The following is a 21,677-nucleotide window of genomic DNA, read 5'->3' as shown; positions in this document are numbered from 1 at the left end:
CGCGCGCGGGACCGAGGTCGCGACCCTGACCCCGGGGCAGGGTTGGTAGGCGATCTCAGCCCAGCTGCTCGCCCAGCTCGAGCCACCGCTCCTCGAGCTCCGCGTTCTCCTCCTCGAGGGCCTGGAGCTCCTTCATGTGCTTCGCGAGCCCTCCGAAGTCGGACTGGTCGTGCATCGACATCTCGAGGTGCCGACCTTCCGTGAGCTCCTGGATCTTCGCCATCCGCCGCTCGACGGCCTTGAGCTCCTTCTCGACCGCACGGCGCTCGGCGCCGCTCAGCGCGGGCGCCGCGGACGATGCCGACGAGGCGGCCGCCGCGGGGGACTCGACCGCGTCGGGGAACGCCGCGCGGACGGTGGCCGCCGCATCGTCCCCCTGCGAGGCGCCGAAGGTGCCGATGCCCGACGAGCCGCCCGTGCGGCGCTCGCGGGACAGCGCGACGTACTCGTCGACGCCGCCGGGGAGGTGGCGGAGGCCGCCGTCGACCACCGCGTACTGCTGGTCGGTGATGCGCTCCATGAGGTAGCGGTCGTGGCTCACGACGATGAGCGTGCCGGGCCACGAGTCGAGCAGGTCCTCGAGCGCGGCGAGCATGTCGGTGTCGAGGTCGTTGGTGGGCTCGTCGAGCACCAGCACGTTGGGCTCGCTCAGCAGCACGACGAGGAGCTGCAGCCGGCGGCGCTGGCCGCCGCTCAGGCGGCCCACCGGCGTCTTGAGCTGGATCGAGGTGAAGCCCATGCGCTCGAGCAGCTGGCTGGGCGTCATCTCCTGCCCGTCGCTCAGCTGGATCGACGAGTAGCGCTTCACCACCGCGGAGACGCGCTCGTCGGCGATGTCGTCGAGCTCCGCGAGCTGCTGGCTCAGCTGCTCGACGCGCACGGTCATGCCGGTCTTGACGCGGCCCGAGGTGGGCTCCTGCTCCCCGGTGATGAGGCGCAGCAGCGTCGACTTGCCCGCGCCGTTCTCGCCCAGGAGGCCGATGCGGTCGCCGGGGCCGATGTTCCAGTCGAGGCCGCGGATGACCTGCTTGTCGCCGTAGCTCACGCCCACGTTCACCAGCTCGACCACGTCCTTGCCCAGGCGGGCCGCGGCCATGCGGTGGAGCTTGACGTTGTCACGGATGGGCGGCACGTCCGCGATGAGCGCGTTGGCGGCGTCGATGCGGAACTTGGGCTTCGAGGTGCGCGCGGGGGCGCCGCGGCGGAGCCACGCGAGCTCCTTGCGCATGAGGTTCTGGCGGCGCTGCTCGGTGACGGCGGCGATGCGGTCGCGCTCGACGCGCTGGAGCACGTACGCGGCGTAGCCGCCCTCGTACATGTCGACCTCGCCGTCGTGGACCTCCCAGGTCTTGGTGGAGATCTCGTCGAGGAACCAGCGGTCGTGGGTGACCACCAGGAGGGCGCCCCGGTTCGCGGGCCAGCGACGCTTGAGGTGGTCGGCGAGCCAGGTCACGCCCTCGACGTCGAGGTGGTTGGTGGGCTCGTCGAGGAAGACCACGTCGTGGTCCTCGACCAGCACGTGGGCCAGCGCGACGCGGCGCTGCTGGCCTCCCGAGAGGTCGCCCACGATCGCCTCGGCCGGGATGTCGGGGACCAGGCCGGACATGATGTCCCGGACGCGCGGGTCGGCGGCCCATTCGTGCTCGTCGCGGTCGCCGACGATCGCCTGCGCGACGGTGAGCGCCTCGTCGACGTGATCGGACTGATCGAGCACGCCGATGCGCGTGCCGCGGGCCACGGTGACGCGGCCGTTATCGGGCTCGATGCGCCCGGCGAGCACCTTGAGCAGCGTGGACTTGCCCGCGCCGTTGGTGCCGACCATGCCGATGCGGTCGCCGTCGTCGAGCCCGATCGAGATCGAGCCGAGCACCGGTCCGGTGCCGAAGTCCAGGTGAAGCGCCTCGGCGCCAAGCAGGTGAGCCACCACACAAGGGTAGTCGCGCCCGGTCCCGGGGCTCCGCCACACTCCTCGGCACCGGGGGAGGCGGGCGGCTACGTGCGCTCGAGCACCACCACGGGGATCTCGCGCTCGGTGCCGGCCTGGTAGGAGTCGTAGTCGGGCCACGCCTCGACCATGGCGCCCCACATCGCGGGCTTCTCCTCGGCAGTGGCGGTACGGGCCCGTGCCGCGAACCTCTCGGCCCTGATCTGCACCGTCACGTCCGGGTTCGCGGCGAGGTTGAGGAACCACGCCGGCGGCGCATCGGCCCCGCCCTTGGACGCGACGACGAGGTACGCATCGCCCCACTCGCGGTAGATCAGCGGGCTGGTGCGCGCTTCGCCGCTCTTGCGGCCGATGGTGGTGAGAAGCAGGACGGTGGTGCCGCGGCGCCAGTCGTGCCCGTCGGCGCCGTCGGTCTCGAGGTAGCGGGCCACGTGGGCGGGTCCGTGGAGGTCCATCGCGGAGGTCATGAGATCGATGGTGCCAAGAGACAGCGCACCTGTCAGCACTCGATGACGTTGACCGCCAGGCCGCCCCTCGAGGTCTCCTTGTACTTCTTGTGCATGTCGCGGCCGGTGTCGCGCATCGTCCTCACCGCGGAGTCGAGGCTCACCTTGTGCACCCCTGATCCCCGGAGCGCGAGGCGGGCCGCCGTGATCGCCTTGATCGAGGCGACCGCGTTGCGCTCGATGCACGGGATCTGCACCAGCCCGCCGATCGGATCGCACGTGAGGCCCAGGTTGTGCTCGACGCCCACCTCCGCCGCGTTCTCGACCTGCTCGGGGGAGCCGCCGAGCACCTCCGCGAGGCCCGCCGCGGCCATCGCGCACGCGGAGCCCACCTCGCCCTGGCAGCCGACCTCGGCGCCCGAGATCGAGGCGTTCTCCTTGATGACGATGCCGATCGCGGCGGCGGCGAGCAGGAAGCGGACGATGCCCTCCTCACTCGCGTCGGGCACGAACCGCCAGTAGTAGTGCAGCACCGCGGGGATGATCCCGGCGGCGCCGTTGGTGGGCGCGGTGACGATGCGGCCGCCGGCCGCGTTCTGCTCGTTGACGGCGAGCGCGTACAGGCTCACCCAGTCCACGACGTCGAGGGGGTCCTTGCCCTGCTCGCGCCCACGGAGGTCGGCGAGCAGCGCCGGGGCACGGCGGGGGACCTCGAGCCCGCCGGGCAGCGCGCCGTCGCGCTCGCAGCCCTCGCGCACGCAGTCCGCCATGACCTCCCACAGGTGCAGGAGGCCGGCGCGCACCTCGTCCTCGGTGCGCCACGCGAGCTCGTTGCGGAGCATGACGTCGCTCACCGACAGGCCCTCGCGGCGGCAGATCGCGAGGAGCTCGTCCCCGCTGGTGAAGTGGAACGGCAGCGGGGTGTCGTCCTGCACCAGCGGATCGCTGCCGCGCGTGTCGCCGTCGACCACGAAGCCGCCGCCCACCGAGTAGTACTCGCGCTCGAGCACCACGCCGCCGTCGGCCGCGTACGCGGTGAAGCGCATGCCGTTGGGGTGCGTCGGGAGGGACCGGCGCCGATGCAGGAGCAGGTCGGTCTGCGGGACGAACCTCACGGGATGCGCGCCGCCGAGCAGCAGCGTCCCCTCGGCACGGACGGACTCGACCCGCGTCGCCGCGCGATCGGTGTCGACCGTGGCGGGATCCTCGCCCTCGAGTCCGAGGATCACCGCGTTGTCGGAGCCGTGCCCGCGGCCGGTCGCACCGAGCGAGCCGAACAGCTCGGCGCGCACGCGGACCGTACGGGCCAGGGCTCCCTCGGCCGCGAGGGCCTCGACGAAGGTCCTCGCGGCCCGCATCGGCCCGACGGTGTGCGAGGACGAGGGGCCGATGCCGACGGAGTACAGGTCGAAGGCGCTCAGGGGCATCGGAGGCTCCCGCTCGCCTGCGGACCGTGCTGGGGGGACGTCGCGCTCATATCAGGCATCCTCATCCAGCGGCGGGCGCGGCGCGAGCGCGGCGACGCGATCGCTGAGCGCGGCCACGTCCGGATCCGCAGGTGCGCACGCGCCCCGCGTGGGCCGTCGACGGCGGCGGGAGGACCTAGGCTCGCGGCATGAGATGCGTCGCCATCCGCCACGTCGCGTTCGAGGACCTCGGGATCTGGGAGGCGGAGATCGCGGCCCACGGCTACGAGGTCGTCTACCTCGATGCCGGGGTCGACGACCTCGCGCCCTTCCTCTCCGCGGACCTCGGCGTCGTCCTCGGCGGCCCGATCGGCGTCGGCGACGTCGACGACTACCCCACGCTCGCCGAGGAGTCCGCGCTGCTCGCGAGCCGGGTGCGGTCCGGCCTGCCGACGCTGGCGGTGTGCCTGGGCGCGCAGCTGCTCGCGCACGCGCTCGGCGGCCGCGTCGAGCCCGGCGAGCCCGAGGTCGGGTGGGGCGGCATCGACCTCGCGCCCGAGGCCGCCGGCACTCCGCTGCGCCACCTCGCCGGGGCGCCCGTGCTGCATTGGCACGGCGACCGCATCGTCCCTCCCTCCGGCGCCGCCGTGCTCGCCTCCACCGCCGCGACGCCGTGCCAGGCGTTCGTCCACGGCTCGGCGCTGGCCCTGCAGTTCCACCCCGAGGTCGACGCCGAGCGCATCGAGCGCTGGCTGATCGGGCACACCGGCGAGCTTCGCGCCCTGGGGATCTCGCCGCGCGGCCTGCGCGAGCGCTCCCGCGAGGTGGGGGACGATGCGGCCGTCGCCGGGATCCTCATGATCAGGGAATGGCTGCGCGGCGGCGACGGGAGCGCGGCGTGAACCTCCGGCAGGCGGCCATCGGCGCCGCGGCGCTCGACGCGGGTGCGATCGTGGTGTTCTCCGCGATCGGGCGTGCGAGCCACGACGAAGGGATCCTCGGGCCCGGCGGCTCCGGCCTCGCGACCACCGCGTGGCCGTTCCTCGCGGGCGCAGGGATCGGGTGGGTGCTCGCGAGGGCGTGGAGGCGCCCCTGCGACTGGCGACGCACCGGGCTCGCGGTGTGGGCGTCGACGCTGGCGGGCGGCATGCTCCTGCGCGCGGCGAGCGGTCAGGGCGTCCAGGTGTCCTTCGTCATCGTCGCCGGCACGTTCCTCGCGGTGTCCCTCATCGGCTGGCGCGTCGTCTCCGGGTGGATCGCGACACGCCGGGGCCTCAAGGGCTGAGCAGGACTGAGCGTCCCGCGGGAGCGCCGAGGCGAGCGCGCAGCAGTACTGAGCGTCCCGACCCGAGGAGGTCAGGCGGTGACGACGACCTTGCCCACCTGCTCGCCCGACACCACGCGGGCGACCGCCTCGCGGGCCTGCGCGAGCGGGTGCACCGAGTCGATGGTCGGCCGCAGCCCGGTCCGCACCAGGAAGGCCATGAGCGCGGCCAGATCCTCGCGCGTGCCCATCGTGACGCCCTGGATGCGGAGCTCGTGGAAGAACACCCGCGTGAGCAGGGCGGGGTCGGGGTCGCCGGTGGTGTGGCCCGCGATCGCGATGGTGCCGCCGTTGCGGACGCTCGCGATCGAGTGCTTCCACGTCGCCTTGCCCACGGTCTCGATCACGGCGTCCACCCGCTTCGGGAGCCGCGCGCCCGGCTCGACGGCGCCGACCGCGCCCATCCCGAGCGCGGCCTCGCGCTTGGCCTCCGAGCGCGAGGTGGCGAACACCTCGAGGCCCGCGGCCGCGCCCAGCGCGATCGCGGCGCTCGCGACGCCGCCTCCGGCACCCTGGACCAGCACCGACTCCCCCGGCTTGAGATCCGCGCCGTGGAACAGCATCCGGTACGCGGTGAGCCAGGCCGTGGGCAGGCAGGCCGCCTCCTCGAAGCTGAGCTCCGGGGGCTTGGGGAGCAGGTTCGCGGTGGGGACGGCGACCTGCTCGGCCAGCGTGCCGGGGTAGCGCTCCGAGAGGATGCTGCGCGGCTCGCGCGGCCCGACGCCGTGACCGTCCGCGCCGATCACGCCGTGGACCACCACCTCGGCCCCGTCGGGGGTCACGCCGGCGGCGTCGCAGCCGAGGATCATCGGCAGCTGCGCCTCCGCGAGCCCGACTCCGCGCAGCGACCACACGTCGTGGTGGTTGATCGACGCGGCGCGCACGGACACGGTGGTCCAATGCTCGCGCTCCTCGGGAGCGGGGCGGTCGCCCACCTCGAGGGCGCTCACGGGGTCGTCGGGGCTGAAGCGGGCGGCGTAGGCGGCGAGCATGCCTCCAACCTAGGACGATGCGCGGCGGTCCGCCGGGACGGAGGTCACCGGCATTCTGCGCCGGGCAAGCGAAAGGGGGACGATGCGCGGGTCGCGGCCCGCACATCGTCCCCCTGAGCGTCGGGAGAGGAGTCCCTACTCGTTGTCGCCGTCGGTCGCGAGCGCGCCCGAGAGCTTGGCCTGCACCTCGGTGCCGGCGCCGGACCAGACCCACTCGGCGACCTCGGGGAGGTCGGCGCCGGTCTCGTAGGCGTAGCGCTGGGCCTCGAAGCGCTTGTCCTGCAGCTTCTGGCGCAGGACGGCGGCGCGGGTGCCGAGGCCCGGCACGCGGTCGATGACATCCATGACCAGGTGGTAGCGGTCGATGTCGTTGACCATCGCCATGTCGAACGGCGACGTGGTGGTGCCCTCCTCCTTGAAGCCGCGCACGTGCAGGTTCTCGTGCCCGTTGCGACGGTACGTGAGGCGGTGGATGAGCCACGGGTAGCCGTGGTAGTTCATGATGATCGGCTTGTCCGTGGTGAACAGCTGGTCGAACTCCCGGTCGGACATGCCGTGCGGGTGCTCCTTCTCCGGCTGCAGACGCATGAGGTCGACCACGTTGACCATGCGCACCTTGAGCTCGGGCAGCTCCTCGCGGATGATGTCGATCGCCGCGAGCACCTCCATCGTGGGCACGTCGCCGATGCCGGCCATGACCACGTCGGGCTCCTCGCCGAGCGGCACGTTGGAGGCGAACTCCCAGATGCCGGCGCCGCGGGCGAAGTGGTTCTCCGCCTCCTCGATGGTGAGCCACTGGGCCTGGGGCTGCTTGCCGGCGACCACGACGTTGACCTTGTCGCGCGAGCGCAGGCAGTGGTCGTAGGTCGCGAGCAGGGTGTTCGCGTCGGCGGGGAGGTACACGCGCACCACCTCGGCCTTCTTGTTCACCACGTGGTCGATGAAGCCCGGGTCCTGGTGCGAGAAGCCGTTGTGGTCCTGGCGCCACACGTGGCTCGACAGCAGGTAGTTGAGCGACGGGATGGGCCGGCGCCACGGCAGCTCGTGGGCGACCTTGAGCCACTTCGCGTGCTGGTTGAACATCGAGTCGACGATGTGGATGAAGGCCTCGTACGAGGTGAACAGGCCGTGGCGGCCGGTGAGGTTGTAGGCCTCGAGCCAGCCCTGGCACTGGTGCTCGGAGAGCATCTCCACGACGCGGCCGTTGTGGCCCATCGGGCCGTCGTCCGGGTCGATCTCCGCGTTCCACACCTTCTGGGTCACATCGAGGACCGCCTGGATGCGGTTCGAGGCGAGCTCGTCGGGCGCGAAGATGCGGAAGTTGTCGGGGTTGCGCTCCATGACGCCCTTGAGGAAGTCGCCGAGCGTGCGGGTCGCCTCGCCGATCTCCGCGCCGGGGGCCGGCACGTCCACCGCGTAGTCGCGGTAGTCGGGCATCACGAGGTCCTGCATGAGCAGGCCGCCGTTGGCCTCGGGGCGGGCCGACATGCGCAGCTCGCCCTCGGGGACCGTGCCGAGCACCGCGGGGCGGACCACGCCGTTCTCGTCGAAGAGGTCGTCCGGGCCGTACGACTGGAGCCACGCCTCGAGGGTGTGGAGGTGGTCGTCGGTGTCGCGGGCGTTGGACAGCGGCACCTGGTGCGCGCGCCACGAGTTCTCGGTGCGCTTGCCGTCGATGCTGGGCGGGCAGGTCCAGCCCTTGGGGGTGCGGAGCACGATCATGGGCCACTTCGGGCGCTCCATGTTCGGGTTCTCCTTGGCCTCGGCCTTGATCGCGGCGATCTCGTCCATCACCACGTCCATCAGCTCCGCGTAGCGGCGGTGGAAGGACTCGGGCGACTCCTCGTCGAAGCCGGCGGTGAAGAAGTGCGGCTTGTGGCCGTAGCCCACCATGAGCGCCTCGAGCTCCTCGTCGCCGATGCGGGCGAGGAGCGTCGGGTTCGCGATCTTGTAGCCGTTGAGGTGCAGGATCGGGAGGACCACGCCGTCGGTGGCCGGGTTGATGAACTTGTTCGAGTGCCAGGACGTGGCGAGCGGGCCGGTCTCGGCCTCGCCGTCGCCGACGACCGCCGCGACCAGCAGGTCCGGGTTGTCGAAGGCCGCGCCGTACGCGTGGCTGAGGGCGTAGCCGAGCTCGCCGCCCTCGTGGATCGAGCCGGGGGTCTCCGGCGCGACGTGCGACGGGATTCCGCCCGGGAACGAGAACTGCTTGAACAGGCGCTGCAGGCCGCGCTCGTCCTCGGAGATCTCCGGGTAGGTCTCGTTGTAGGTGCCCTCGAGGTAGCTCGCGGCCACCAGGCCGGGGCCGCCGTGGCCGGGGCCGATGATGTACATCGTCGGCTGCTGACGCGACGTGATCATGCGGTTGAGGTGCGTGTAGATGAAGTTGAGGCCCGGCGTGGTGCCCCAGTGGCCCACGAGGCGCTTCTTCACGTGATCGCGGTGCAGCGGCTCACGGAGCAGCGGGTTGTCCAGCAGGTAGATCTGCCCCACCGACATGTAGTTCGCCGTGCGCCACCACAGGTCGATGGCCTCGACCTCGGCGTCGCTGACGGAATCCGCAGTGCGGGGGGACCAGGGCATCGGTGCCATTTCTCCTCCAGTTCGGGTATGCGTTCAGCATTCCATGGTGAACGTTCACACGGCGCGGCGAAGGTCCCGACCGGGAGGAGAAATGCGGGTGAACTTCGCGGTGGAGACTTGGCGCGCTGTGAGGTGCTGAGTGCCCGGATTCGATCGGAACGGGCGCTGAGCACCTCGCAGGGGGCTGGACCGCCGGAGACGCGACGAGGGCCGGCCCCCTTGCGGGAGACCGGCCCTCGTGGATGATGCGTGGCCTACGAGACCGCGGCCACCGACTGCAGCGCGATCTCGCGCTCCTCGTTGGTGGGCACCACCCAGATCTGGACCGGCGACGCGTCGGTCGAGACGAGCGTGGCCTGCTTCTTGCGGCCGTCGTTGCGCTCGAGGTCGAGCTCGATGCCGAGGCCCGCGAGGCCCTTGGTGGCGAGCTCGCGCACGCCGTGGTCGTTCTCGCCCACGCCCGCGGTGAAGACGATCGCGTCGACGCTGCCCATCTCGGCGAGGTACTTGCCGATGTAGCCCTTGATGCGGCGGCCGTAGACCTCGAGGCCCAGCTTCGCGGCGGCGTCGCCCTGGTCGGCGGCGGTCCACACGTCGCGCATGTCCGAGTAGCCGGTGAGCCCGAGCATGCCGGACTGGCGGTTGAGCAGCGCGTCGACCTCGTCGACGTCCATGCCGGCGGTGCGGCCCAGGTGCATCACGACGGCGGGGTCGATGTCGCCCGAGCGCGTGCCCATGACGAGGCCCTCGAGCGGGGTGAGGCCCATCGACGTGTCGACCGAGCGGCCGCCCTGGACGGCGCACGCGGAGGCGCCGTTGCCGAGGTGGAGCACGATGATGTTGACGTCCTCGGGCGCCTTGCCCATGAGGCGCGCGGTCTCGCGGGAGACGTACGCGTGCGAGGTGCCGTGGAAGCCGTAGCGGCGCACGCCGTGCTCCTCGGCGACGCGACGGTCGATCGCGTACGTGTACGCGGCCTCGGGCAGCGTCGCGTGGAACGCGGTGTCGAAGACCACCACGTGGGGGATCTCGGGGAAGGCCGCGCGGGCCGCGGTGATGCCCGCGAGGTTCGCCGGGTTGTGCAGCGGCGCGAGCGTCGACAGCTTGGCGATGTGGTCCTCGACCTCGTCGGTGACGACGGTCGGGGCCGTGAACTCCGAGCCGCCCTGGACGACGCGGTGGCCCACGACCGTGAGGGTCGAGAGATCCACGCCGGAGCCGGGCTGCGAGAGGTCGGCGATGATCTGGCGCACGCCCTCGTTGTGGTCGGTCACGCGCTCGACCAGGCCGGACGCGAGCGGCGCGTCCTGGGTGGTGTCCACCACCTGGTACTTGATCGAGCTGGAACCGCAGTTGAGGACGAGGGCGATGCCCGTGTAGTTGACGCTCACGCGTTGCCTTCCGAGGAGTCGAGGTTCTGGGCCTGGATCGCGGTGATCGCGACCGTGTTGACGATGTCCTGCACGAGCGCGCCGCGCGAGAGGTCGTTGACCGGCTTGCGCAGGCCCTGCAGGACGGGGCCGACAGCGACGGCCCCTGCGGAGCGCTGCACAGCCTTGTAGGTGTTGTTGCCGGTGTTGAGGTCGGGGAAGACGAGCACGGTGGCCTGACCCGCGACGGGGGAGTCCGGCGCCTTCGAGCGTGCGACCGAGGGCTCGACCGCGGCGTCGTACTGCATCGGCCCGTCGACCAGCAGGTCGGGACGGCGCTCCTTCACCAGGCGGGTCGCCTCGCGCACCTTGTCGACGTCGGAGCCCGAGCCGGACTCGCCCGTCGAGTAGGACAGCATCGCGACCTTCGGCTCCACGCCGAACTGCGCGGCGGTGTCGGCCGAGGAGATCGCGATGTCCGCGAGCTGCTCCGCCGTGGGGTCCGGGTTGACGGCGCAGTCGCCGTAGACGAGGACGCGGTCCGCGAGGCACATGAAGAACACCGACGAGACCACGGAGACGCCGGGGATGGTCTTGATGATCTGGAACGACGGCAGGATCGTGTGCGCCGTCGTGTGCGCGGCGCCCGAGACCATGCCGTCGGCGAGGCCCAGCTGGACCATCATCGTGCCGAAGTACGACACGTCCTGGACGCGGTCGCGCGCGGCCTCGAGCGTCGCGCCCTTGGCCTTGCGCATCTCGTAGTACTCGGCCGCGAAGCGCTCGACGTGCTCGGGGTCGGTCGGGTCGATGACGGTCGCGGAGTCGAGCTCGAGGCCCAGCTCCGCGGCGCGCGCCCGGATCGACTGCTCGTTGCCGAGGATGGTGAGCTCGACCACGTCGCGCGTGAGCAGGGACGAGGCGGCGCGCAGGATGCGGTCGTCCATCCCCTCGGGGAGCACGATGTGCTGCTTGTCCGAGCGGGCGCGGTCGAGCAGGTCGTACTCGAACATCAGCGGCGTGATGACGTCGGTGCGGGCCACGTCGAGGACGCCGCGCAGCTTGTCGGTGTCGACGCGCTGCTCGAACATCGCCAGCGCGGTGTCGACCTTGAGCTGGCTCTCGCGCGACAGGCGGCCCTTGGTCGCCGAGCAGCGGCGGGCCGTCTCGAACGTGTCGAGCTCGGTGCGGATGACCGGCAGCGGGGAGCTGAGGCCCTCGAGCAGGCGGCGGACGGCCGAGCGCGGCTCGAGCCCGCCGGTGAGGATCACGCCGGACAGCGCGGGGAAGCCCTCGGCGCCGTGCGCCGCGAGCAGCGCCAGCACCGTGTCGGAGCGGTCGCCGGGGACGATGACGACCGAGCCGTCCTCGAGCCGGTCGAGCAGGTTCGACGTGGTCATCGCGCCGACCATGATCCCGCGCGACTCGCGCGACAGCAGCGCCGGGTCGCCCGTGACGAGCGTGCCCTCGATGGCGTCGACCAGCTGGTTCATCGACGGCGCGATGAGCAGCGGGTCCTCGGGCAGCACGCCGAGGCGCAGGCCCTCGGGCAGCAGCGCGCCGATCGCGTCGACGTCGTCGACGTTGCAGCGGTTGACGAAGATGCCGGCGATGTGGGCGTGCGAGCCCACGAGCTCGAGGCGCGCCTGGTCGATGACCTGCGCGACCTCGGCGGGCGTGCGCTCGTTACCGTGCACCACGAGCACCACGGGGGCGCCGAGGTTCGCGGCGACGCGTCCGTTGAACTCGAGCTCCGCGGCCGCGGAGACGTCCGTGTAGTCGGTGCCCACGATCACCACGGCGTCGCACCTGCGCTCGACCTCGTGATAGCGCGACACGATGGTCGCGAGGGCCTTCTCGGGGTCGGCGTGGACATCGTCGTACGTGACGCCGATGGCCTGCTCGTACGAGAGGTCGATGCTGTCGTGTCCCAGCAGCAGCTGCAGGACGTAGTCGGATCCGTCGGCGACGCGGGCGACGGGTCGGAAGATCCCGACCCGTCCTACCTGCTTCGCGAGGAGATTGGTGATGCCGAGCGCGATCGTCGATTTCCCGGTGTCGCCTTCGGCCGATGCGATGTAGATGCTTCGTGCCACGCCCCTATGGTTCCACGAATGACCGGGACCTTCGCGGCCGAAGGTCCTGAGGGGCCTGTGGCACCCTTCGCACGCTCGTGAGAGGCGCATCGTCCGCGGGGGTCGGTAGGCTGGACGTCGAGCGGTCCCGCTGAGGGGCAGGACCGTACGTGCCAGGCCTGATGCGGGGCACGGCCGAGGGGAGGCGCGATGGGTCCGGGGGAGCCCGAGGAGCGCGTCTCGCGCGTGCCCGCAGCGCTGTCGACGTTCTTCGAGCGCCGGGCCGGCGGCCTGACCGGGCCCGCGGGAAGCGCGGCCGGCACCGTCAACACCTTCGCGGTCGTGTCGGTGGTCACCACGCTGCTCTTCACGCTGACCTACCTCACCGACCCCGAGGTCGCCGCGGGCCCGCTGCCGTGGCTCAACGGCGCCTCGATCCTCGCGTTCCTCGCCGTGCTGGCGCTGGTGCACCGCGGGCGCCAGCTCGCGGCCGCGGTGCTGTACCTCGCCGTCGCGACCACCGGGATGGTCTACATGGCGGCGCTCATGGGATGGGCGTCGGGCCATCACTTCTACCTCATCACCGCGTCGCAGCTGGTGTTCCTCATGTTCACCGAGGATCAGCGCGGATGGCGGTGGTTCTTCGCCGCCGTCACAGGCACCGCCTTCCTGTACGCGCAGCTCGCGACCGAGGGCGTGGGCCCGTACGGCAGCGAGGAGGACGTGGCCGGCATGTTCGCGACCAACGCAGTCGGGACCGCGACGCTGATGTTCCTGCTGTCGGTGGTCGCGCAGCATCGGGCGCGCGCCGCCAAGGCCGAGGCCGAGCGCCTCGCCGCCCGCGCCGAGTACCTCGCCAACACCGATCCCCTCACCGGGCTCGCGAACCGGCGCCCCATCGCGGCCCGCCTCGAGGAGCTTGGCGGCGCGGAGGGCCGCGCCTACTGCGTCGCGATCGCGGATCTCGACCGCTTCAAGGAGCTCAACGACGTGCACGGCCACGCGTGCGGCGACCGTGTGCTCGCGGATCTCGGCGAGCGCCTGCGCGGGCAGGTCCGCGTCACCGACGCGCTGGGGCGCTGGGGCGGCGAGGAGTTCATCGTGGTCCTCGGCGATTCCACGCTGGCCGATGCAGCCGTCATGATGGAGCGCATGAGAAGGATCGTTCGCGAGCGCCCCATCACGTGCGGCGACCATGAGCACCGCGTCACGGTGTCCGTCGGCGTGGCCGACGGCACGGGCGACGGCGCGAGCCACCGGGTGGTCAAGCGGGCCGACGACGCGCTGTACGACGCGAAGCAGGCCGGTCGCGACTGCGTCCGGATGCGCCCGCTGAGCGAGGCCGGCTCCTCCCGCAACCCGACGCGGCCGCGCCGGTGACGGGGCGGGACGCACGCGGCACCATCCTCTGGGGCCGCGTGATCGCCGCCGTGCTCGTCGCGGCGCTCGCGGTCGGGGTGTGCGGCGGACTCGGCTGGTGGCAGTGGTCGCGCGCCTCGACCACCGGGCGCACCGTGCAGCCCGATCCCGCCGTCGCGCTCGCGGAGGTGCTGAGCCCCGCGCAGTCCGCGGGCGAGGCGATCGGCCGCCAGGTCACCGTCACCGGGACCTGGGCCGACGTCGACGCGGCCGTGGTCACCGGCCGCGAGGTGGACGGCACGGCCGCCGAGATGCTGGTGCGCGCGCTCACGGTGCCCGCCGAGCAGACCGGCACGGGTGAGGAGGCGACGCTCGCGGTGGTCGTGGGCTGGCGCGCGGACGGCGAGCCGGCCGGGCCCGACGACGCCGCCGGCACCGAGGTCGCGCTCGAGGGGTACCTCCGGGCGCCCGAGGCCTCGACCGCATCGTCCGCTCCCGAGTCCGCGCCCGCCGACGGGACCTTCTGGGCCTCAGCGATGGCGACCTCGGAGCTCGCGCAGGTCTGGCCCGCGCCGATGTACTCCGCCCTGCTCGTGTCCTACGACGGCACCGAGACCTGGACGGCGCTCGAGCCGCTGCCGCCCACCACGGAGCTCAACTTCCGCTCCGCCGCGTACGCGCTCGAGTGGTGGCTGTTCGGCGCCTTCGCTCTGTTCATCACGATGCGCTGGATACGCGACAATGGACGCGCGCGCCCGGACACCCGGGACGATGCGCAGATCACCGGAGAGGACCACGCGTGAGCGACGCTTCCAGCAAGATCCCCGGCGCGCTGGCGCGCTACCGCGTCATGGCGTTCGTCACCGGAGCGCTGCTCATCGTCGTGTTCCTCGGGCTGCTGCGCTACCTGCCCGGCCTCGAGTCGCTCAAGGAGACGCTCGACCCGACGATGTTCGTCATCGCGCAGGTCCACGGCTTCGTCTACATGGTCTACCTGGTCACGGTGCTGCAGCTGTGGCTGCTGATGCGATGGGACATCCCGCGCGTCATCTACATGGCCGCGGGCGGCATCGTCCCGCTGCTGTCGTTCTTCGCCGAGCGCCGCGTGCACGCGGAGGTCCTCGACACCCTGGAGGTTCAGAAGTGAATGAGACCCAGCACCGCCCGGTGCTCGTCGTCGACTGCGGCGCGCAGTACGCGCAGCTGATCGCGCGGCGCGTGCGCGAGGCGTCCGTCTACTCGGAGATCGTGCCCCACTCGATGTCCGCCGAGGCCATGCTCGCCAAGAACCCGGCCGCGGTGATCCTGTCCGGCGGCCCCTCCTCGGTGTACGAGGCCGGCGCCCCGCAGATCGACCCCGCGCTGTTCGAGGCCGGCTTGCCCGTCATGGGCATCTGCTACGGCTTCCAGGCGATGGCGAAGGCCATGGGCGGCACCGTCGCGAAGACCGGCCTCCGCGAGTACGGCCGCACGCAGGCGTCGGTCGGCACCGCCGGCACCGCGCTCGCGGGCAGCCCCGCCGTCCAGGAGGTCTGGATGAGCCACGGCGACTCGGTGCACGAGGCTCCCCCCGGCTTCGAGGTCCTCGCGACCACCGAGGGCGCGCCCGTCGCCGCCTTCGAGAACCTCGACAAGCGCATGTGCGGCGTGCAGTGGCACCCCGAGGTCAAGCACTCGCCGCTGGGTCAGCACGCGATCGAGAACTTCCTCTACAACGTCGCCGGGCTGCAGCCCGACTGGACGTCCTCCAACGTGATCGACGAGCAGGTCGAGCGCATCCGCGCCCAGGTGGGCGACAAGCGCGTCATCTGCGCCCTCTCGGGCGGCGTCGACTCCGCGGTCGCCGCGGCGATCGTGCAGAAGGCCGTGGGCGACCAGCTCACGTGCATCCACGTCGACCACGGGCTCATGCGCGCGGGCGAGGTCGAGCAGATCGAGAAGGACTTCGTCGCCTCGACCGGCGTGCGCCTCATCATCCGCGACGAGAAGGAGCGCTTCCTCTCGGCCCTGGCCGGCGTCTCCGACCCCGAGACCAAGCGCAAGATCATCGGCCGCGAGTTCATCCGCGTGTTCGAGGACTCCGCGCGTCAGGTGGTCGAGGAGGCCGGCGCGCACGGCGAGGACGTCGAGTTCCTGGTCCAGGGCACGCTGTACCCCGACGTGGTCGAGTCCGGCGGCGGCGAGGGCGCGGCGAACATCAAGAGCCACCACAACGTGGGCGGCCTTCCCGACGACCTGCAGTTCTCGCTGGTCGAGCCGCTGCGTGCGCTGTTCAAGGACGAGGTCCGCGCGGTGGGCCGCGAGCTCGGCATCCCCGAGGAGATCGTGGGCCGTCAGCCCTTCCCGGGCCCCGGCCTGGGCATCCGCATCATCGGCGAGGTCACGTGGGAGCGCCTCGAGATCCTGCGCCGCGCCGACGCGATCGCGCGCGAGGAGCTCACCAAGGCCGGCCTCGACGACCAGATCTGGCAGTGCCCCGTGGTGCTGCTCGCGGACGTCCGCTCGGTGGGCGTCCAGGGCGACGGCCGCACCTACGGGCACCCGATCGTGCTGCGTCCCGTGTCCTCCGAGGACGCGATGACCGCCGACTGGTCGCGCCTGCCCTACGACGTGCTCGCGCACATCTCCAACCGCATCACCAACGAGGTGGCCGAGGTCAACCGCGTGGTCGTCGACGTCACGTCGAAGCCGCCGGGCACCATCGAGTGGGAGTAGACGCCTGAAGGGGCGCCGCGCATGCATGCGCGGCGCCCCTTCTGCGTGTCCGGGCCGACCCGTATGTCGGGCCAGTCAGGGATCCTTGCGGTCCTCGGGCTCGGTAGACGCCTGCCCTGTGGTGCCCGTGGGCTCGGCCGGCGCCATCGCGGGCTCCTCGGGCTCCGGGCCCGGCGACTTGGCCGCTTCGAAGGCCGCCCGCTCCCGGCGGGACTGACGCGTCGCGACCACGACCGCGGAGACCACGAGCCAAGCCCCGAGCGCGCTGAGCGCGATGATCGCGGCGAGCTCGACGTCGATCGTGTAACCGGACAGCGCTGCGATGAGCAGCCCGCCCGTGGTGGCGACGATCGCGCCCCAGATCACTCCGGTGACGCGCTCGCCGATGCCGCGGCGCGGCCGGGTGCGCAGGGTGTCGGTGCTCATGATGCGACCTCCTCGATGACGATGTAGCGGACCGCCGGGCTCGGATCGATGTGGACCAGCGGGTGGGTGGGGGCGACCGCGGCGAACTCGTCGCCCGCGGCGACGTCGCACGCGAAGCCGCGCTGCGGCCAGACGACGCGTACGGACTCGTCGTCCGCGAGGTCGATCGCGATCCCGGTGCCCTCGTCGATGCCGACGGTGGTGCTGTACGTGGTGGCCTCGACCGTGCGCTCCCCGAGGAGCCCCGTGGTCGACACCTGTCCGGTGGGGTGCCCGTCGGCGTCGACCGTGAGGTCGTCGTCGCACGCGGAGGGCACGAAGATCAGCGAGTAGCCGTCCGTGAGCGCGGCGATCGCGTCCACCTCCGCCGGCCCGGCCGACGCGGTGCCGGTGGACGAGGGCTCGGGGGCCGCCGTGGACGGCTCGGTGGTCGGCTCGGAGCCGCCGTTGAGGTGGACCCCCTGGTCGTCGATGACGATGTCGTCGTCGCCGATCCGCACGCCGTCCTCGTCGATCACGATCCCGCTGTCGCCGATCCGCACGCGGGTGACCTCGTCGCCCTCGCCCTCGATCGCGATGCCCGGAAGCCACCGGTTGCCCCAGCCGTCGCGGATCTCGTCCGCCTGGGCGATCATGACGATCGCCGGGACCAGGAGCAGCGCGGAGAGCACCGCGAGGAATCCCAGCCGGCGCCCGGTGAGGGCGACGATCGCGATGAGCACGCCGAGCCCCGTGAAGTACAGCGCGAACCATGCGACCAGCCCGTTGACCGCGAGCTCGCCCTGCCACGCCGCCCAGGCCGTCGCGGCGCCGGAGAGCGCGAACCACGCGAGGTTGAGCAGGTGGAACGGCAGCCCGGGTCCGGGCACCCGCGGCGGGCGCGGGGGGCGGGGCGGTGCCATGCGCGGGGCGGTGTGCCCGGCGTACGTGTACGGCGGCTGAGCGGCCTGACGTGCGGCGTCGGAGGCCTCCTGGGCGGCGGCTGCCGCACCGTCGGCGGCGGCGTTCGCGGAGGCGACGGCCTCATCGGCCGCGGCGTAGGCCTGCGCACGCCGGTAGTCGCGGCGCTCGTCGCGTGCCTGGCGCGACGCCTCGCGCTGCGCCTGCCGATCGGCGGCCCACGCCGGGGGCGCGGCGTACACGGGCGGGCCGTCGGCGGGGTTGCGCGGCTGCGCGGTGCCGGTGGTGTCCCGGTTGCGGCGGACCAGGTAGACGATGAGCGCGATCGCGCCGGCGATGACCGCGAGGGTGAACATCGCGGCGACCAGGCCGAAGAAGCCGCGGAGGATGCCGCCGACGTCGGGACCGCCGTCCCAGCCGCCGCCGTTCCACCCCCACGTGTTGCCGTCGCTGAGCCCGATGAGGCCCAGCACGCCGATGATCCCGATGCCGATGAGCGCGCCGACGTTGGGGACGCCGCGTCCGAAGTCCTGGGCGACGATGCGGCCCTGGCTGTCCGGCAGCAGCGCCCACGCCGCGGCATAGGCGAGCAGCCCCAGCCCGTGCGTGAGGAGAGCCGCCGCCACGACGGCCACGCGGGTCCATCCGACCGACCACCCGAGCCGCTCGGCGAGGCCGCTCGCGACCCCTCCCAGGACGTGCGCGTCGCCGCGCCGGATGCCCCAGCCTCGGATGCTGGTGAAGAACCCTGCCTCCTGCGGCGGGGTCTGCTGATCGCTCATGTCGTTCCTCCGTCTCCTCTTCGAGTCTCGCGCCGGCCCGCGCGGCGCGCCATGAGGGAAGCCCCTGATTCGACCCCTGATCCTGGGTCGGCGGCGCTGTTCCGCGCATCGTCCGAGCGGCCGAGGCGAGGCGCGCGAACCCTGTGCGAAGGTGGTCCCATGTCCGCTCCCGCGCCGCGCCTCGCGCACCCCCTCGAGCGCCGCTCGACGGCCGCGCAGTGGTGGCGTGCGCTGGTCGGGGGCGTGCTGCTCGCGATCGCGGCGGCGATGCTGATCCACCGCTACGAGTGGGCGCGCCTGTCGTGGTGGCTGGTGCCGCTGCTCGTCTTCATCATGGGCGTGGTGCTGGTGTGGAGCCCGCTCGAGAACGCGGTTCAGCTCGACGCGCGCAGGCCGGACGTCGGCGGGCTGTTCTCCCGAGACGCGTGGCTGCGCGCGAGCGCGGGCCTGCTGCTGTCGGTCGGGGCGCTGTGGTGGTTCGCGGCCGCGGACCCGGACTGGAACCCGCTGGTACGGGCGCTGGTGCTGCCTCTCGTGCTCGTCGCGGCGCTCGCGTTCCTGCTCGCGCCGTGGTGGTTGCGGCTCATCCGGCAGGTCGGCGTCGAGCGTGAGCGGCGCGTGCGCGAGTTCGAGCGCGCCGAGATCGCGGCGCACCTGCACGACTCGGTGCTCCAGACGCTCACCCTCATCCGCGCGAAGGCGGACGATCCGGCGGCGGTCGCGCGGCTCGCCCGCGCGCAGGAGCGGGACCTGCGCGCCTACCTGTACCAGGATCGGCTCTCGCACGACGAGTCGGTGGCGACGGCGCTCGGCGCCGTGGTCGCGGAGGTCGAGGACGCGCACAGCGTCGAGGTCGAGGTGGTGACGGTCGGCGACTCGCCCACCACGCCCGCGCTCGCGGCGGCGGTGCAGGCGGTGCGCGAGGCGACCTTCAACGCCGCGCGGCACGCGGAGCCGCCCTACTCGGTGTACGCCGAGGTGACCGCGCGCGGGCTCGAGGTGTTCGTGCGCGACGGAGGGCCGGGCTTCGACCCCGGCGCCGTGCCGACGGGCAGGCTCGGGATCCGCGACTCCATCATCAACCGTGTGGAGCGGCACGGCGGCACCGCGGAGATCTCCTCCGCGCCCGGCGGCCGCACCGAGGTGACCATCACGATGCCCCGGGAGGAGCAGCCATGACCGTATCCGTGGTGATCGTGGACGACCACGACGTCATCCGCGTCGGGGTTCGCGAGAGCCTCGACGACGACATCGAGGTGATCGGCGAGGCGCGCGACGTCGAGTCCGCCGTCGCCGAGATCGTCGCGAAGGCGCCGCAGGTGGTGATCCTCGACGTGCACCTGCCCGGCGGCACCGGGGGAGGCGCGCTCGACGTGCTCGCCGAGGTGCTGCATCGTCCCGGCGCCCCGCGCGTCCTCGCGCTGTCGGTGTCCGATGCGGCCGAGGATGTGGTCGCGACGGTGCGCGCCGGCGCGCGCGGCTACGTCACCAAGTCGATCTCGGGCCCCGACCTCTCAGACGCGGTGCGTCGCGTCGCAGGCGGGGACGCGGTGTTCTCGCCGCGCCTCGCGGGCTTCGTGCTCGACGCGTTCGGCGCCGCCGGAGGCGAGGTCGCGGCGGTGGACGAGGACCTCGACAAGCTCACCGAGCGCGAGCAGGAGGTCATGCGTCTCATCGCGCGCGGCTACACCTACCGCGAGGTGGGCGAGAAGCTGTTCATCTCGATCAAGACGGTCGAGACGCACGTGGGCAAGGTGCTGCACAAGCTCCAGCTGTCCAACCGGCACGAGCTCGCGCACTGGGCCGCGCAGCGACGCATCGTCTGACGCGACGCGGTCCCCGCCGGGGGCGCCGATGACCGGCCTGGTACGCTTGACCCACTTGCAGGGCCGTCGACGGCCCTCCTGCGTCGCGGATTGCTTCCACTTCTCGCCGGCGCCCGACCTTCATGGCGGCGCGGCTCGGAGAAGTTCTCTTCGGCGAACGAGCGCGGACACCTCCGCGATTCGCCACCTCATCCGGTGATGCGCCGTGTCGCGCGCGCCGGAAGCCGCCAGAAAGGCACCCATGTCCTCCACCACCTTCGCCGAGCTCGGCGTGCCCACCCCCCTCACCGACGTCCTCGAGGCGGAGGGCAAGCGCCACGCGTTCCCCATCCAGGTCGACACGCTCCCCGACACGCTCGCGGGCCGTGACGTCCTCGGGCGGGGCCGTACCGGCTCCGGCAAGACCCTCGCCTTCTCCATCCCGATCGCCTCGCGCCTGGGCTCGCGCTCGGGCCGCGCCAAGCCCGGCCGTCCCCGCGCGCTCATCCTCGCGCCGACCCGTGAGCTCGCCACCCAGATCGACGCCGTGATCGCGCCGCTCGCCGCGGCGTACGGCATGCGCACCGCCACCATCTTCGGCGGCGTGAGCCAGCGCCGTCAGGAGCAGGCGCTCCAGCGCGGCGTCGACATCGTCGTCGCGTGCCCCGGCCGCCTCGAGGACCTCATGGGTCAGGGCCACGTCTCGCTCGACGGCGTCGAGATCACCGTGCTGGACGAGGCCGACCACATGGCCGACCTCGGCTTCCTCCCCGGCGTCACGCGCATCATGTCGAAGACGCCGCAGCGCGGCCAGCGCCTGCTGTTCTCCGCGACGCTGGACAACGGCGTCGACAAGCTGGTCAAGCGCTTCCTCACCGACCCGGTCATGCACTCCGTGGACGATGCGTCGAGCCCCGTCGAGGCGATGACCCACCACGTGTTCCACGTCGCGGGCGCGGACGCGAAGAAGGACCTGGTGCACGCGCTCGCCTCGGGCACGTCGCGCCGCATCCTCTTCACGCGCACCAAGCACCAGGCGAAGAAGCTCGCGAAGCAGCTCACCGCCGCCGGCATCCCGGCCGTGGACCTCCACGGAAACCTGTCGCAGAACGCTCGCGACCGGAACCTCGCGGCCTTCGCGGGCGACGGCGTGCGCGTGCTGGTCGCGACGGACGTCGCGGCGCGCGGCGTCCACGTCGACGGCGTCGAGCTCGTGGTCCACGTCGACCCGCCGGCCGAGCACAAGGCCTACCTGCACCGCTCGGGCCGCACCGCGCGTGCCGGCTCCGCCGGCGACGTCGTCACCGTCGTGATGCCCGAGCAGCGCAAGGAGACCGACCTGCTGCTCAAGAAGGCCAAGATCACCGTGCGCCCCGAGGCCGTGAGCGCGGCCTCGGCCCCGGTGGTCCGGCTCATCGGCGAGGTCGCGGCGCACGTCGCGCCGAGCACCGCCGCCGCGCCGCAGGCGCACCACACCTCGCGTCCCGGAGGCTCGCGTCCCGCGGGCGGCCGCGGGCGTCGCTCGGGCGGTCGCGGCGCGGGCCGCGGC

General features: G+C 72.3%; 18 protein-coding genes. 9 read left to right on the top strand and 9 right to left on the bottom strand.

Features of this window, described 5'->3' with window-relative positions; all coding sequences use genetic code 11:
* Positions 1 to 55: 55 nt before the first annotated feature.
* The 3 genes from TR42_RS03350 to TR42_RS03340 all read right to left on the bottom strand — a co-directional run bounded on the left by TR42_RS03350 (position 56) and on the right by TR42_RS03340 (position 3,818).
* The gene (locus TR42_RS03350) at positions 56 to 1,870 is read right to left on the bottom strand and encodes an ABC-F family ATP-binding cassette domain-containing protein (RefSeq protein WP_439644689.1); all 1,815 of its coding nucleotides are present in this window, start codon (positions 1,868 to 1,870) and stop codon (positions 56 to 58) included.
* A 122-nt stretch (positions 1,871 to 1,992) separates the two neighbouring features.
* On the bottom strand, positions 1,993 to 2,412 hold the full coding sequence (locus TR42_RS03345) for a nitroreductase family deazaflavin-dependent oxidoreductase (protein WP_042213067.1): 420 nt from the start codon (positions 2,410 to 2,412) through the stop codon (positions 1,993 to 1,995).
* Between the two features lie 32 nt (positions 2,413 to 2,444).
* Positions 2,445 to 3,818, bottom strand: coding sequence for an L-serine ammonia-lyase (locus TR42_RS03340; RefSeq protein WP_042213066.1), 1,374 nt, complete (start codon positions 3,816 to 3,818; stop codon positions 2,445 to 2,447).
* Positions 3,819 to 4,006: 188 nt separating this feature from the next.
* Between TR42_RS03340 and TR42_RS03335 the strand changes: the two genes are divergently transcribed.
* Both TR42_RS03335 and TR42_RS03330 read left to right on the top strand, forming a co-directional pair.
* A complete protein-coding gene (locus tag TR42_RS03335) occupies positions 4,007 to 4,699 on the top strand; it encodes a glutamine amidotransferase (protein ID WP_042213064.1) in 693 nt (230 codons plus the stop codon).
* Positions 4,696 to 5,082, top strand: coding sequence for a DUF3054 domain-containing protein (locus TR42_RS03330; RefSeq protein ID WP_042213424.1), 387 nt, complete (start codon positions 4,696 to 4,698; stop codon positions 5,080 to 5,082). Before TR42_RS03335 ends, TR42_RS03330 begins: the two co-directional genes overlap by 4 nt.
* Positions 5,083 to 5,153: 71 nt before the next feature.
* Here TR42_RS03330 and TR42_RS03325 read toward each other — a convergent pair whose 3' ends face one another.
* The 4 genes from TR42_RS03325 to pta form a co-directional block, all read right to left on the bottom strand.
* Positions 5,154 to 6,113 carry a zinc-binding dehydrogenase gene (locus TR42_RS03325; RefSeq protein ID WP_042213063.1) on the bottom strand — a complete coding sequence of 320 codons (960 nt, stop codon included), beginning with the start codon at positions 6,111 to 6,113 and terminating at the stop codon, positions 5,154 to 5,156.
* Between the two features lie 135 nt (positions 6,114 to 6,248).
* Positions 6,249 to 8,696 (bottom strand): phosphoketolase family protein, encoded by a 2,448-nt coding sequence (locus tag TR42_RS03320; protein ID WP_236623329.1) that lies wholly within the window; start codon positions 8,694 to 8,696, stop codon positions 6,249 to 6,251.
* 254 nt (positions 8,697 to 8,950) lie between these two features.
* Positions 8,951 to 10,087, bottom strand: a complete 1,137-nt coding sequence (locus TR42_RS03315; protein WP_042213059.1) for an acetate/propionate family kinase — start codon at positions 10,085 to 10,087, stop codon at positions 8,951 to 8,953.
* Positions 10,084 to 12,162 carry a phosphate acetyltransferase gene (gene pta, locus TR42_RS03310; protein WP_042213058.1) on the bottom strand — a complete coding sequence of 693 codons (2,079 nt, stop codon included), beginning with the start codon at positions 12,160 to 12,162 and terminating at the stop codon, positions 10,084 to 10,086. Before pta ends, TR42_RS03315 begins: the two co-directional genes overlap by 4 nt.
* A gap of 189 nt (positions 12,163 to 12,351) precedes the next feature.
* On the opposite strand from pta, the gene TR42_RS14085 reads away from it, so the two are divergent.
* Genes TR42_RS14085 through guaA form a run of 4 tightly spaced genes read left to right on the top strand, consistent with a single transcriptional unit; the run spans position 12,352 to position 16,215 of the window.
* On the top strand, positions 12,352 to 13,521 hold the full coding sequence (locus TR42_RS14085; protein ID WP_052405558.1) for a sensor domain-containing diguanylate cyclase: 1,170 nt from the start codon (positions 12,352 to 12,354) through the stop codon (positions 13,519 to 13,521).
* The gene (locus tag TR42_RS03300) at positions 13,518 to 14,303 is read left to right on the top strand and encodes an SURF1 family cytochrome oxidase biogenesis protein (protein WP_042213056.1); all 786 of its coding nucleotides are present in this window, start codon (positions 13,518 to 13,520) and stop codon (positions 14,301 to 14,303) included. Before TR42_RS14085 ends, TR42_RS03300 begins: the two co-directional genes overlap by 4 nt.
* Positions 14,300 to 14,647 carry a DUF3817 domain-containing protein gene (locus tag TR42_RS03295; protein ID WP_042213055.1) on the top strand — a complete coding sequence of 116 codons (348 nt, stop codon included), beginning with the start codon at positions 14,300 to 14,302 and terminating at the stop codon, positions 14,645 to 14,647. The genes TR42_RS03300 and TR42_RS03295 overlap by 4 nt, the downstream gene beginning before the upstream one ends.
* Positions 14,530 to 16,215: a glutamine-hydrolyzing GMP synthase gene (gene guaA / locus TR42_RS03290; RefSeq protein ID WP_081953147.1), complete on the top strand. Its 1,686-nt coding sequence runs from the start codon at positions 14,530 to 14,532 to the stop codon at positions 16,213 to 16,215. The genes TR42_RS03295 and guaA overlap by 118 nt, the downstream gene beginning before the upstream one ends.
* Before the next feature lie 75 nt (positions 16,216 to 16,290).
* On the opposite strand, the gene TR42_RS03285 is transcribed toward guaA, so the two are convergent.
* Both TR42_RS03285 and TR42_RS14080 read right to left on the bottom strand, forming a co-directional pair.
* Positions 16,291 to 16,641 carry a hypothetical protein gene (locus tag TR42_RS03285; protein ID WP_042213051.1) on the bottom strand — a complete coding sequence of 117 codons (351 nt, stop codon included), beginning with the start codon at positions 16,639 to 16,641 and terminating at the stop codon, positions 16,291 to 16,293.
* Positions 16,638 to 18,323, bottom strand: a complete 1,686-nt coding sequence (locus tag TR42_RS14080; RefSeq protein WP_052405557.1) for a PspC domain-containing protein — start codon at positions 18,321 to 18,323, stop codon at positions 16,638 to 16,640. The genes TR42_RS03285 and TR42_RS14080 overlap by 4 nt, the downstream gene beginning before the upstream one ends.
* A gap of 159 nt (positions 18,324 to 18,482) precedes the next feature.
* On the opposite strand from TR42_RS14080, the gene TR42_RS03275 reads away from it, so the two are divergent.
* The 3 genes from TR42_RS03275 to TR42_RS03265 all read left to right on the top strand — a co-directional run.
* Positions 18,483 to 19,502 carry a sensor histidine kinase gene (locus tag TR42_RS03275; protein ID WP_052405556.1) on the top strand — a complete coding sequence of 340 codons (1,020 nt, stop codon included), beginning with the start codon at positions 18,483 to 18,485 and terminating at the stop codon, positions 19,500 to 19,502.
* Complete coding sequence (locus TR42_RS03270; protein ID WP_042213049.1) at positions 19,499 to 20,149, top strand: response regulator; 651 nt, start codon at positions 19,499 to 19,501, stop codon at positions 20,147 to 20,149. Before TR42_RS03275 ends, TR42_RS03270 begins: the two co-directional genes overlap by 4 nt.
* Before the next feature lie 241 nt (positions 20,150 to 20,390).
* Positions 20,391 to 21,677 (top strand): DEAD/DEAH box helicase (locus TR42_RS03265; protein WP_042213048.1); only part of this gene is annotated, 1,287 nt, incomplete at its 3' end.

It is taken from the genome of Demequina mangrovi, assembly GCF_000759715.1.
In the GTDB taxonomy this organism is placed as follows: Bacteria; Actinomycetota; Actinomycetes; order Actinomycetales; family Demequinaceae; genus Demequina; species Demequina mangrovi.
This window is presented reverse-complemented; position numbering and strand designations above follow the sequence as displayed.

Bases quoted from the DNA above. Each gene is read 5' to 3' on its own strand.
- TR42_RS14085 (WP_052405558.1), top strand. From the start codon at position 12,352: ATGGGTCCGGGGGAGCCCGAGGAGCGCGTCTCGCGCGTGCCCGCAGCG.
- TR42_RS03340 (WP_042213066.1), bottom strand. From the start codon at position 3,818: ATGCCCCTGAGCGCCTTCGACCTGTACTCCGTCGGCATCGGCCCCTCG.
- TR42_RS03335 (WP_042213064.1), top strand. From the start codon at position 4,007: ATGAGATGCGTCGCCATCCGCCACGTCGCGTTCGAGGACCTCGGGATC.
- TR42_RS03325 (WP_042213063.1), bottom strand. From the start codon at position 6,113: ATGCTCGCCGCCTACGCCGCCCGCTTCAGCCCCGACGACCCCGTGAGC.
- TR42_RS03320 (WP_236623329.1), bottom strand. From the start codon at position 8,696: ATGCCCTGGTCCCCCCGCACTGCGGATTCCGTCAGCGACGCCGAGGTC.
- TR42_RS03270 (WP_042213049.1), top strand. From the start codon at position 19,499: ATGACCGTATCCGTGGTGATCGTGGACGACCACGACGTCATCCGCGTC.
- guaA (WP_081953147.1), top strand. From the start codon at position 14,530: ATGGGACATCCCGCGCGTCATCTACATGGCCGCGGGCGGCATCGTCCC.
- TR42_RS03345 (WP_042213067.1), bottom strand. From the start codon at position 2,412: ATGACCTCCGCGATGGACCTCCACGGACCCGCCCACGTGGCCCGCTAC.
- TR42_RS03275 (WP_052405556.1), top strand. From the start codon at position 18,483: ATGTCCGCTCCCGCGCCGCGCCTCGCGCACCCCCTCGAGCGCCGCTCG.
- TR42_RS03285 (WP_042213051.1), bottom strand. From the start codon at position 16,641: ATGAGCACCGACACCCTGCGCACCCGGCCGCGCCGCGGCATCGGCGAG.
- TR42_RS14080 (WP_052405557.1), bottom strand. From the start codon at position 18,323: ATGAGCGATCAGCAGACCCCGCCGCAGGAGGCAGGGTTCTTCACCAGC.